We start from the raw sequence: 11,335 nt of genomic DNA, 5'->3' as shown, positions 1-11,335 counted from the left end.
CGTTCGCTCCACAACCTGATCGGTAAATATTCCGCGAACGGCCCCCGGCATCAGAGCCTTCGCTTCGAAGTCTGATATCCTTACCCGAGTCCCGAGTCCCGAGTCCCGAGTCCCGAGTCCCGAGTCCCGAGTCCCGAGTCCCGCCCCGGCGCTATACAAACACCAGCCAGTCCATTAGAATACGCCGCCTTTCAGGCCGGCCGACTGTCGGCATCGGATTTTCTTTCGGCCGCCCCTGGCGGCCGAAGTGTGTTGAAACTACAGGAAAGCTACATGGTAACCATTCGTTTGGCTCGCGGCGGCGCGAAAAAGCGTCCGTTCTATCACCTGGCAGTCACCGACAGCCGCAAATCCCGCGACGGCCGTTTTATCGAGCGCGTCGGCTTCTTCAACCCGGTTGCCCGCGGTCAGGAAGAGCGGCTGCGCATCGACCGTGAGCGCGTCGAGTACTGGGTTGGCCAGGGCGCTCAGGTTTCTGATCGGGTCAGCAAGCTGCTGAAAGAATCCGCCTGACCGAGCGGTTTGCGCCCGTGGCACCTATTAACCTTGACAGCAGCGGACCCCAATCCGCTGACTTGGTCACAGCAGGGCGCATCACCGCGGTTTACGGTGTTCGCGGCTGGGTGAAGGTGCATTCCTATACCGAGCCGATGGACAACATCCTGCAGTTTCCCGAGTGGTGGCTGGAGGGAGGCGACGGTTGGGAGCCCCTGCAGATCGACGGGGGCAGACGCCACGGCAAGGGCCTGATCGCCCATATCAAAGACGTGGATGACCGGGACCGGGCCGCCCGTTACTGCCAGCGGGACATCGCCATTCGCAGCGATGCCATGCCGCCTCTGGCGGAGGGCGAGTACTACTGGCACCAGCTCGAAGGCCTGCGGGTGGTCAGTGAGTTCGAGGGCCGCAGCTGCGACTTCGGCCGGGTCGAGCGACTGATGGAAACCGGCGCCAACGATGTACTGGTGGTGCGCGGTAGGGAGGACGGGCGTGAGCGCCTGATTCCCTACCTGCCGGGTGAGTATATTACCGATATCGACCTGGACTCCGGTGTGATCACCGTAGTCTGGGATCCGGCGTTTTGAAGGGGTTAGAAGCGATGCGCGCCAAGCGCATCGCCCTGGTAAGCATCTTTCCGGAGATGTTCGCCGCCCTGACCGATTACGGCATCAGCGGTCGAGCGGTCAAAGAGGGATTGCTGGAGGTGCGCTGCTGGAATCCGCGGGATTTCACCACTGACAGGCACCGCACTGTGGACGACCGCCCCTATGGTGGCGGACCGGGCATGGTGATGCTGCCCGAGCCGCTTTATCAGGCGCTGGGCGAGGCCCGGGCCTGGGCGGGGGAAGCGGGGCCGGCGCGCACCATCTATTTGTCGCCCCAGGGGCGGCCGCTGGACCAGGCCGGCGTGGAGCAGCTGAGCGCAGCGGGTAATCTGGTGCTGCTGGCAGGCCGTTACGAGGGTGTCGACGAGCGCATTGTCGATATGCTCGTCGACGAAGAGTGGTCCATCGGCGACTATGTCTTGAGTGGCGGCGAACTGGCCGCGATGGTGGTGGTGGATGCCATCACCCGGCTCATTCCCGGCGCGCTGGGGCACGACCAGTCGGCAGTAGAGGATTCCTTCGCCCGGGGGCTGCTGGACTGTCCCCACTACACCCGCCCGGAAGAGTACCGGGGCAGGGCGGTGCCGGATGTTCTGCTCTCCGGCAACCACGAGAGAATACGCCGCTGGCGCCTCAAGCAGGCGCTGGCGCGCACGCAACAGCGACGGCCCGACCTGCTGGAACGGCTGGAGCTGGATAGGGAACAGAAGCAACTGTTGGAGGAAATCCAGCAGGAGCGGAAATCCGAGGAAACTTGATGCCGGATTCGCCGTGAGGCGTTAGTAATCCGGTAACCGTAGGATGGGCAAAGCGTAGCGTGCCCATCGGCTTCGGAATGATGGGCACACTCGCTGACGCTCGTTTTGCCCATCCTGCGAAGCTACACAATCTGTATTTGGGAGTATTCCAAATGACCAACAAAATTATTCAGCAACTGGAACAGGAACAGCTGAAAAGCGAAGTTCCCGCCTTTGCTCCGGGCGACACCGTGGTCGTTCAGGTAAAGGTAAAAGAAGGTAACCGCGAGCGCCTGCAGGCGTTCGAGGGTGTGGTAATCGGCAAGCGCAACCGCGGCCTGAACTCCTCCTTCACCGTGCGCAAGATTTCCCACGGCGTGGGCGTGGAGCGCACCTTCCAGACCCACAGCCCGCTGGTGGACAGCATCCAGGTCAAGCGCCGCGGCGACGTGCGCCAGGCCAAGCTGTACTACCTGCGCAGCCTCACAGGCAAGGCCGCGCGTATCAAGGAAAAGCTCACCTGAGTCTTTTCCCGCGATATGCGCAAAAGCCGGAGCAGCGATGCTCCGGCTTTTTTATGATGCACGAATCACCCGGCTCCCCCTCTCCTATTTGCGGGAGAGGGGTTGGAGAGGGTTCAAGGGTGCAGGGAGAGTTGCGGAGCATTTTATGGTGCCGGGAGGTGGGATATGTTAAAACACGCCAAGCGAGGCATTTGTTGCCAACTGGTGCCATACTGGCGGGAACCGGCAGCGGCCGCATGAGTCGAAGCCTGCAAGCAGACCAAGGAGCTATCGAGAATGACCCTTTTCAATAAGCCGCTGATGATGATCGGCGCACTGCTCGCCCTGTTGGGACAGGGCGCCTACGGAGCAGTGGACGCGGAAGTGGCCAAAAACATCAAGGCGCGCCTTCACGCGGCCAATCCCAGGGCCAGTTACGGCGACGTGCGGGAGAGCCCGATCAGCGGCCTGTATGAAGTGGAAGTGGACGGGAGCAGAACACTCTTCGTCTCCAAAGATGGCGGCCACTTCGTATTCGGCGACCTGTACCAGGTTGGAAGCGGTTCCCTGGTCAATCTCTCCGAGGAACGCCGCACCAAGCAGCGGGTCGAGGTTATGGAAGAGCAGGACCTGGGTGAAATGATCGTCTTCTCCCCGAAAGGCGAGACAAAGGCCCATATCTACGTGTTTACCGATGTGGACTGCGGCTATTGCCGCAAACTGCACCAGGATGTGCCGGAGCTGAACAGGCGCGGTATCGAAGTGCGTTACCTGGCCTTCCCCCGCGCCGGCCTGGACTCCCTGGGGTATCGCAAGATCGCCACTGCCTGGTGTGCCGAAGACCGCAACAAAACCCTGACCGCACTGAAAAACCTCGAGAACGTGCCGCTCGAAGTCTGTAAGAACAACCCGGTGGCTGAGCAGTACAGGTTGGGCAATGAAGTGTTCGGCGTGCGCGGTACCCCCACCATCGTAATGCAGGACGGCACTGTGATGCCCGGCTACCTGCCTCCGGACACGATGGTGAAAGCGCTGGGTATCTAGATTATCTAGAAGACAGAGGCCAGAAGTCAGGTGACAGATGTCAGGTTGTGCGGCGTAACCGCACTCTGACTTCTGGCCTTTGTTTTCTGTCCTCTGGTGCGCAATTTTATTGACACTTCTCCCCCTCCATCAGTATGGTTGTCGTCCTTTTATCGTCTTTCACACCATTTATTGCGCTGTAACCCGCGCGGAGGGAAGTTGTGAGCGCATCCGTCCAAGAGACCACCGAACAGGCAGCCCAGCGGCAGAAACCCCAATCCCCCCGGCGCGCGGTGCGCATCGGTATTTGTGGCCTGGGCACCGTCGGCAGCGGTACCGTCAATGTACTGGCGCGCAACGCCGAACAGATCGCCGCGCGCTGCGGCCGCCCGGTGGAAATCGTGCAGATCGGCGCCCGCCGTGACAACCCGGCCTGTGATACCAGCACACTGAACGTCACCAGGGAAATTTTCGATGTCGCCGCCAATCCCGAGGTGGATATCCTGGTGGAACTGGTCGGCGGCACCACCGTGGCCCGCGAGCTGGTGCTCGCGGCGATCGCCAGCGGCAAGCACATAGTCACCGCCAACAAGGCGCTGATCGCCGAGCACGGCAACGAACTGTTTGCCGCCGCCGCAGAGATGGGCGTGACCATTGCCTATGAAGCCGCAGTGGCCGGTGGCATCCCAATTATCAAATCCCTGCGCGAGGGCCTGGTGGGTAACCGCATCCAGTGGCTGGCGGGGATTATCAACGGTACCGGCAACTACATCCTCACCGAGATGCGGGACAAGGGCCGCGGCTTTGCCGAGGCCCTGGCACAGGCGCAGCAACTGGGCTATGCAGAGGCGGACCCCACCTTCGACGTGGAGGGTATAGACGCGGCCCACAAGCTGGTGATCATGGCCTCCCTCGCGTTCGGCATACCGCTGGCTTTCGACAAGGTCTATACAGAGGGCATCAGCGACATCTCCAGCGAGGATATCCGCTACGCGGACGAACTGGGTTATCGGATCAAGCATCTGGGGATCGCCCGGCGCACCGAGCAGGGGGTGGAGCTGCGCGTGCACCCCACACTGATCCCCCAGCGGCGCCTGATCGCCAATGTCAACGGGGTGATGAATGCGGTGCTGGTCAACGGCGACGCCGTGGGCCCGACCCTCTATTACGGCGCTGGCGCCGGCGCCGAGGCCACCGCCTCCGCGGTGATCGCCGATATCGTGGATGTGGCGCGCACCCTGGAGGCCTTCCCGGACCAGCGGGTGCCCGCGGCGGGAGTGGCTCCGGGCAATCAGGATGGCATCGGTGTCCTGCCCATGGACGAAGTGGTCACCAGCTACTACCTGCGCATCTCGGCCCAGGACAAGCCCGGGGTCATGTCCCAGGTGGCGAAAATCTGCAGCGATCAGGGCATCAGCATCGAGGCCCTGATCCAGCACGAGCCCGCCGAGGGCGAGGCCCTGGTGCCGGTGGTGATTCTCACCAGCCGCGCCAAGGAAGCCCGCCTGCGCGAAGCGGTGGCACAGATAGAGTCCCTGGATACCGTTGAGGGCGAGGTGGTGCGCATTCGCGTGGAACCGCTGGGCTAGCCTGGGAGCGCCGAGCTCCAGCTCGGCTTGCGGGCCGCAGGCCCGCCTGGTGGATACGCTACGCTTATCCACCCTACGGACTAAGAAACTTTCCCTGTAGGAGCGGCGGGGCGGCCATCCGCCCATGGCCGCGATCGAGTTTGCAGAGAACTGAAAATCAGATCGCGGCCATGGGCCGCTCCTACAAATAAATATTCAGCTTTTTCAGAATCAGAAACACCGTGAAATACATCAGTACCCGCGGCCGCGCGCCGTCCCTCTCCTTTGCCGATACCGTACTCACCGGTCTCGCCGCCGACGGTGGCCTCTATGTGCCGGAATCCCTGCCGAAATTTTCCGCAGAGGAAATCCGCGGGATGACGGGGCTCGACTACCGCGAGCTGGCCTTTCGGATTATTCAGCCGTTTGTCGGCGAGGACCTCAGTGACGAAGAGCTGCGTGAAATCATTCAGCGTTCCTATAAAAATTTCCGCCACAGCGCCGTGGCGCCGCTGGTGCAGGCGGATACCAACGAGTGGATCCTGGAACTGTTCCACGGCCCCACCCTGGCGTTCAAGGACTTCGCACTGCAGTTTCTCGGCCAGTTGTTCGACCACCTGTTGAAAAAACGCGGCGAGCGGGTGGTGGTGATGGGAGCCACTTCCGGCGATACCGGCTCCGCGGCCATCGAGGGCTGCCGCCACTGCGACAACATCGATATTTTTATCCTGCACCCGCACAACCGGGTATCGGAGGTGCAGCGCCGGCAGATGACCACGGTGCTGTCGGACAATGTGTTCAATATCGCCCTGGAAGGCAACTTCGACGACTGCCAGAACATGGTCAAGGCCAGCTTCGCCGACCAGTCCTTCCTGCCGGACGGCCGTCGCCTGGTGGCGGTCAACTCCATCAACTGGGCGCGCATCATGGCGCAGATCGTCTATTACTTCTACGCCGCGGTGAACCTGGGCGCGCCGGAAAAGACCGTGAACTTCTCCGTGCCCACCGGAAACTTCGGCGATATTTTCGCCGGCTACCTGGCGCGGCGGATGGGCCTGCCCATCGACCAATTGGTGATCGCCACCAACGCCAACGATATCCTGCACCGCTGCATCAGCGACAACGACCACTCTCCAAAACCGCTGGTGCACAGTCTGTCACCGAGCATGGACATCATGGTGTCGAGCAATTTCGAGCGCCTGCTGTTCGATCTCTACGACCGCGACGGCGAAGCGGTGGCGGCATTGCTTGCCGATCGCAGTATGCCCATGCACCTGGAGGAGCGGGCGCTGAAAAAGGCGCGGGAGGTCTTTTCCTCCCACCGGCTGGACGACCTGCGCACGGTGGAAGTGATTCGCGAGATGTTCGAGTCCAGTGAATACCTGCTGGACCCGCACACCGCCATCGGTGTGGAGGCCGCCCGGCGGCAGCGCAAGTCGCGCCAGCAGCCCATGGTTTGCCTCTCCACCGCGCATCCGGCAAAATTCCCGGAAGCAGTGGCCCGCGCACTGCCAACGCAAAAGATACCCCTGCCGGCGCACATGCAGGGCCTGTTCGAACGCGAGGAACGGATGCGGGTACTGCCCAACGACCTGGCGAAGGTCCACGAATTTATCGCGGCCGCCCTGGTGTAACCCCGGGGCAGTGTCGCACCGGTACAATGGTGCGCACGGCGCACCCTACGCTTTGAGCGGCCGCGAACTCACTCTTGCGCCCGCAGCCAACAGCAAACGGCAAAATATGAACAAGAAAATTCAGCGACGGCCAGTGGATTTATCCACTGGCCGTTTTGCTTCTGATACCCCGAAAATTCTCCAGCGGGTCCTGCTCGGCCGCGGTGTCGCCAGCGAGTCACAGCTGGACCACCGTCTGGCGAAGCTGTACCCGCCCGAGTCCATGCGGGGCGTGGAAAGGGCGGTGGCGCTGCTGGTGGAGGCGGTGCGCGCGCAGCGGAAAATCCTGATTGTCGGCGATTTCGATGCCGACGGCGCCACCAGCAGTACCCTGGCGGTGCTGGCGCTGGGCGCCATGGGCGCGCCGTCGGTGGAATTCCTGGTGCCCAACCGCTTCGATTACGGCTACGGCCTGACGCCGGAAATCGTCGAAGTGGCAGTGGACTACCGGCCCGATCTGCTGATCACCGTGGACAACGGCATCAGCAGCATTGAAGGGGTAGCCGCAGCCAGGGCCGCGGGCATGACGGTGATCGTCACCGACCACCATTTGCCGGGATCGCAATTGCCGGACGCGGATGCCATCGTCAACCCGAACCAGCCCGGCTGTGATTTCCCGAGCAAGAACCTGGCTGGCGTCGGGGTGATCTTCTACCTGTTGAGCCGTCTGCGCAGCGCGCTGGACGAGTGCGGCTGGTTCGCTGAAAGTGGCATAGCCGCGCCGAATATGGCCGAGTACCTGGATCTGGTGGCGCTGGGTACCGTGGCGGACCTGGTGCCCCTGGATCACAACAACCGCATTCTGGTGCACCAGGGCATAGCGCGTATCCGCGCCGGCCACTGCCGCCCGGGTATCAGTGCCCTTCTGGAAGTGGCCGGGCGCGACCAGCGCAAACTGTCCACCACCGATATCGGCTTTATCCTCGGCCCGCGCATCAATGCCGCCGGGCGCCTGGACGATATCGGTACCGGCATCCGCTGCCTGCTGAGCCGGGACCCGGTTGAGGCCCGCGATCTGGCGGCGGAACTGGACGGATTGAATCGGGACCGCAAGGCGATAGAGCAGGGCATGCAGCGGGAGGCCATGGCCGCATTGGAAAAGCTGCAGCTCGAGGGCGAAATCCCCTGGAGCCTGTGCCTCTACGACGAGAACTGGCACCAGGGCGTGGTGGGTATTCTCGCCAGCCGGATCAAGGAAAAATTCCATCGCCCGGTGATCGCCTTTGCCCAGGGGGACAACGGTCTGATTAAAGGATCGGCGCGCTCCATTCCCGGGCTGCACATTCGCGACGCGCTGAGCGACGTGGCGACCGCGCATCCGGATCTGATCAGCAAGTTCGGCGGCCACGCCATGGCCGCCGGTTTGAGCCTGCCCGCAGAAAAGTATGCGGCCTTTACCGACGCCTTCGAAATGGCGGTGCGCAATCGTCTGAGCGAATCGCAACTGGAAGCGGTGATCGATACTGATGGCGAACTGGAAACGGCGGAATTCAGCCTGCACACCGCCGCGCTACTGCGCAACTGTGCGCCCTGGGGGCAGGCGTTTCCGGAGCCGGTGTTCGACGGCGAATTCCTGCTGCTGCAACAGCGCATCGTCGGCGACCGCCATCTGAAAATGGTGGTGGCTCCGCAGGGAAATCCGCAGCTGGCGCTGGATGCGATTGCATTCAATGTGGATACCGGGCAGTGGCCGCAGCCGGCGGAAAGCGTCCGCCTCGCCTACAAGCTCGATATCAACGAATTCCGCGGCCGCGAATCCGTGCAGCTGCTGGTGAGCTACCTGGAAGCCATCTAATGGGCGCAATCGATCTGTCGCTGCTGGCACTGTTCGTGCCCACTTTCTTCTTTGTCTCGGTGACGCCGGGAATGTGCATGACCCTGGCGCTGACCATGGGCATGAGCTACGGCGTGCGCCGCACCCTGTGGATGATGGTCGGAGAACTGGCGGGCGTGGCGCTGGTGGCGGTGTCCGCGGTGGCGGGCATCGCCGCGGTGATGCTCCAGTATCCGGCGGCCTTCCAGCTGTTCAAATACCTCGGCGGCGCCTATCTGGCCTGGCTGGGAGTCCAGATGTGGCGCGCGAGGGGCGGTATGGCGATGGTTCCGGCGGAAGAGGGCGAAGCGCCGGCTCCGCCGCGCCGCGCGCTGGCGACCCAGGGATTTGTGACCGCAGTGGCCAACCCCAAGGGGTGGGCGTTCTTTATTGCACTGCTGCCCCCCTTTCTGAACGACAGTTCCCCGCTGGCACCGCAACTGGCAATGCTGGTTGCTATTATTCTGCTGTTGGAGACACTATGCCTGTTGATTTACGCCACTGGCGGGAGCACCCTCAGCCACCTGTTACACCGTGGTGAAAATGTGCGCCTGGTAAACCGTATCGCCGGCACCCTGATGCTGGTGGTCGGAGGTTGGCTGGCTTTTGGTTGAACGGAGGAAGCCCGATTGATGAAAAAAACATACCTTTTACCGCTGCTGATCCTGGCGATAACCGCCTGCGACCAGGGAGAGCGCACGAAATCCGAAGCCGACGAAGCCGCAGCCGGCGACACCGCCGGACAGCCATCCGTCGAATCCGAGAAACCGGTGCGGCCGGAGGAATTGATCTGGGTGTACGAGGCGCGCGGCAGCCGTCAGTGCGAGGGCGGCGGTACCACCCTCGAGGAGAGCAGCGGGAAGCTGACCTCCAACGGTGTGGAGGTTCAGGAATCCCACTGCGGCGCCCGCACCGACCGCATGTACCCCGCTGTGTGCGGGGGACCCACCGGGGACATTCTCCTGCACCTGGTCAGCAAAAAATCCCTGGACGCGGCCCTGGAACTGGGTTTCGATCCGGCGGACCAGATCCAGTACGAGCGCGGGAACTGTCCCGACAATAGGTCCTGAAGCTCTCCTCACAAGATCCTGAACGGATCTTTGGTTGTACTGCTCGCCCCCCGGAGCTCGGAGAAGAGTACCGGAGCTTGATGCGAAGGCCCCGCTACCGGGAGCCGTTCGAGAAACATTTGCCGATGAGGCTGTTGAACGAACGGCTCCCGGTAGCGGGGCCGCCCAGGCCTTGGCTTAGTGTCAAAGGGGGTGAGCAGTTACCTTCGGTTTTTTTTATCTGCGCACCGCTGATTCTGGCTTGTGAGCGGACCACTTGACCTTCCCCTTGCGGTAATCTTTAACCTCCTGCACCGTAAGCAACACTGATGTGGGAGGTTTTATGAATATTTCCCAGGCGGCGCGGAAGTCAGGGCTGACCGCCAAGGCCCTGCGCTATTACGAGTCCATCGATCTCCTGGCCCCCGGGCGCTCGGAAAACGGCTACCGCGACTACAGCGAGCGGGACCTGGAGACGCTACGCTTTATCCAGCGCGCCCGCGCGGTGGGATTTGCCATCGACGAGGTGCGCGATCTGCTGGAGCTGCACCGCAACCCGACACGCCGCAGCCACGACGCCAAGCTGCTGGTGCGGGAGAAGCTGCAGCACGTCGAGGAGCAGCTGCGCAACCTGCGCGAAATGCGCGCGACGCTTCGGGTCCTGGCGGACAGCTGCGCCGGCGACGAGTCCCCGGAGTGCGCCATCCTGGACAACCTGGCGGGAGGTGATCATGGCTGATCCGTGTTGTTCCCCCAAAAAGGAGGCGGCCGAACCACAGATGGTGGAGCCGCACGCTTCCGCCTGCTGTGCCGACGAGCCCCACGGCCGTATCGACTGGTTGCTGTGGATCAGCCTGTCCCTGGTGGCGGTGCTCTACGCCAGCTACTGGGTGCTGGATTTCGCCGGGCTGCCGGAATGGCTTCACCATATGAGCGGCGGTGTGGTGGAGCTGGTGCACACCATGTGGTGGGGTGTGGCGGCGGGGGCGCTGTTTGTGGGCCTGCTGGCGCGGATTCCCCAGGGGTTGGTGATTTCGGTATTGGGTCGCGGCGGCAGTGTGCGGGGCCTGGTGCGCGCCACTCTGGCGGGTCTCTTTTTCGACCTCTGCTCCCACGGCATATTGATGGTGGGGATGCAGCTGTACAAACGGGGCGCCAGCCTGGGACAGGTGATGGCTTTCCTGATTGCCAGCCCGTGGAACTCCCTGTCGCTCACGGTGATCCTGATCGCGCTGATCGGCCTGCACTGGACTCTGCTGTTTATCCTCTGTTCCGCGCTGATCGCGCTGCTGGCGGGCTATCTGGCGGACCGGATGGTGGCGGCAGGCAGGCTGCCCGCCAATCCCAATGAGGTGCACCTGCCGGACGACTACGACTGGCGCGGGGAGGTGGCGGAACTCTGGGAACGGAGCGAATTGACCCCCAACAGTGTCGTGGGCCTGCTCTGGGAGGGTATTCGCGGTTCGCAGATGGTGGTGCGCTGGCTGCTGGTGGGCATTGTGCTGGCGGTGTTGGTGCGCGCCTTTGTGGACCCGGCGCTGTTCCAGCAGTGGTTCGGGCCCTCGCTGCTGGGGTTGGGCGCCACCCTGGTGGCCGCCACTGTGCTGGAGGTCTGCTCCGAGGGGGCCACGCCGTTGGCGGCGGATATCTTCAGCCGCGCGGCGGCGCCGGGCAACGCCTTCGCCTTCCTGATGGCCGGCGTATCCACCGACTACACGGAGCTGATGTCGATCAAGGACACCAGTGGCTCCTGGCGCATCGCCCTGGCGCTGCCACTGCTGACCCTGCCGCAGGTTATCGTTGCCGGGCTGTTGATGAACGGGTTCGGCACCTGACGCTTATACTCCCCTCTCCCCACCGGGG

The 11,335-nt window shown here is 62.8% G+C and carries 12 protein-coding genes; all 12 read left to right on the top strand.

Annotation, left to right across the window (positions count from 1 at the left end; genetic code table 11):
• Nucleotides 1-273 precede the first annotated feature (273 nt).
• The 12 genes from rpsP to ACRC0P_RS19270 all read left to right on the top strand — a co-directional run bounded on the left by rpsP (nt 274) and on the right by ACRC0P_RS19270 (nt 11,307).
• The gene (rpsP, locus tag ACRC0P_RS19325) at nt 274-513 is read left to right on the top strand and encodes a 30S ribosomal protein S16 (protein ID WP_183457450.1); all 240 of its coding nucleotides are present in this window, start codon (nt 274-276) and stop codon (nt 511-513) included.
• 17 nt (nt 514-530) lie between these two features.
• Entirely contained in the window at nt 531-1,085 is a 555-nt protein-coding gene (rimM, locus tag ACRC0P_RS19320; protein ID WP_438632941.1) for a ribosome maturation factor RimM, read from the top strand.
• A 14-nt stretch (nt 1,086-1,099) separates the two neighbouring features.
• Nucleotides 1,100-1,864, top strand: coding sequence for a tRNA (guanosine(37)-N1)-methyltransferase TrmD (gene trmD, locus ACRC0P_RS19315; protein ID WP_438632943.1), 765 nt, complete (start codon nt 1,100-1,102; stop codon nt 1,862-1,864).
• A gap of 152 nt (nt 1,865-2,016) precedes the next feature.
• Complete coding sequence (gene rplS, locus ACRC0P_RS19310; RefSeq protein WP_438632940.1) at nt 2,017-2,367, top strand: 50S ribosomal protein L19; 351 nt, start codon at nt 2,017-2,019, stop codon at nt 2,365-2,367.
• 276 nt (nt 2,368-2,643) lie between these two features.
• Nucleotides 2,644-3,390, top strand: coding sequence for a DsbC family protein (locus ACRC0P_RS19305; protein ID WP_438632939.1), 747 nt, complete (start codon nt 2,644-2,646; stop codon nt 3,388-3,390).
• A gap of 272 nt (nt 3,391-3,662) precedes the next feature.
• Nucleotides 3,663-4,958, top strand: coding sequence for a homoserine dehydrogenase (locus ACRC0P_RS19300; RefSeq protein WP_438632942.1), 1,296 nt, complete (start codon nt 3,663-3,665; stop codon nt 4,956-4,958).
• A 221-nt stretch (nt 4,959-5,179) separates the two neighbouring features.
• Nucleotides 5,180-6,571: a threonine synthase gene (gene thrC, locus ACRC0P_RS19295; protein WP_438632938.1), complete on the top strand. Its 1,392-nt coding sequence runs from the start codon at nt 5,180-5,182 to the stop codon at nt 6,569-6,571.
• A 106-nt stretch (nt 6,572-6,677) separates the two neighbouring features.
• Entirely contained in the window at nt 6,678-8,405 is a 1,728-nt protein-coding gene (gene recJ / locus ACRC0P_RS19290; RefSeq protein ID WP_438632937.1) for a single-stranded-DNA-specific exonuclease RecJ, read from the top strand.
• Nucleotides 8,405-9,037 (top strand): LysE family translocator, encoded by a 633-nt coding sequence (locus ACRC0P_RS19285; protein ID WP_438632936.1) that lies wholly within the window; start codon nt 8,405-8,407, stop codon nt 9,035-9,037. Before recJ ends, ACRC0P_RS19285 begins: the two co-directional genes overlap by 1 nt.
• 18 nt (nt 9,038-9,055) lie before the next feature.
• Nucleotides 9,056-9,493, top strand: coding sequence for a hypothetical protein (locus ACRC0P_RS19280; RefSeq protein WP_438632935.1), 438 nt, complete (start codon nt 9,056-9,058; stop codon nt 9,491-9,493).
• Between the two features lie 322 nt (nt 9,494-9,815).
• Nucleotides 9,816-10,211 (top strand): Cu(I)-responsive transcriptional regulator, encoded by a 396-nt coding sequence (gene cueR / locus ACRC0P_RS19275; RefSeq protein ID WP_438632934.1) that lies wholly within the window; start codon nt 9,816-9,818, stop codon nt 10,209-10,211.
• Complete coding sequence (locus ACRC0P_RS19270) at nt 10,204-11,307, top strand: permease (RefSeq protein ID WP_438632933.1); 1,104 nt, start codon at nt 10,204-10,206, stop codon at nt 11,305-11,307. Before cueR ends, ACRC0P_RS19270 begins: the two co-directional genes overlap by 8 nt.
• The last annotated feature ends 28 nt before the right edge of the window (nt 11,308-11,335 follow it).

It is taken from the genome of Microbulbifer sp. (assembly GCF_051659245.1).
Taxonomy (GTDB): Bacteria; Pseudomonadota; Gammaproteobacteria; order Pseudomonadales; family Cellvibrionaceae; genus Microbulbifer.
The sequence above is the reverse complement of the archived record's forward strand: the minus strand, read 5'-3'. Positions and strand labels throughout refer to the sequence as shown.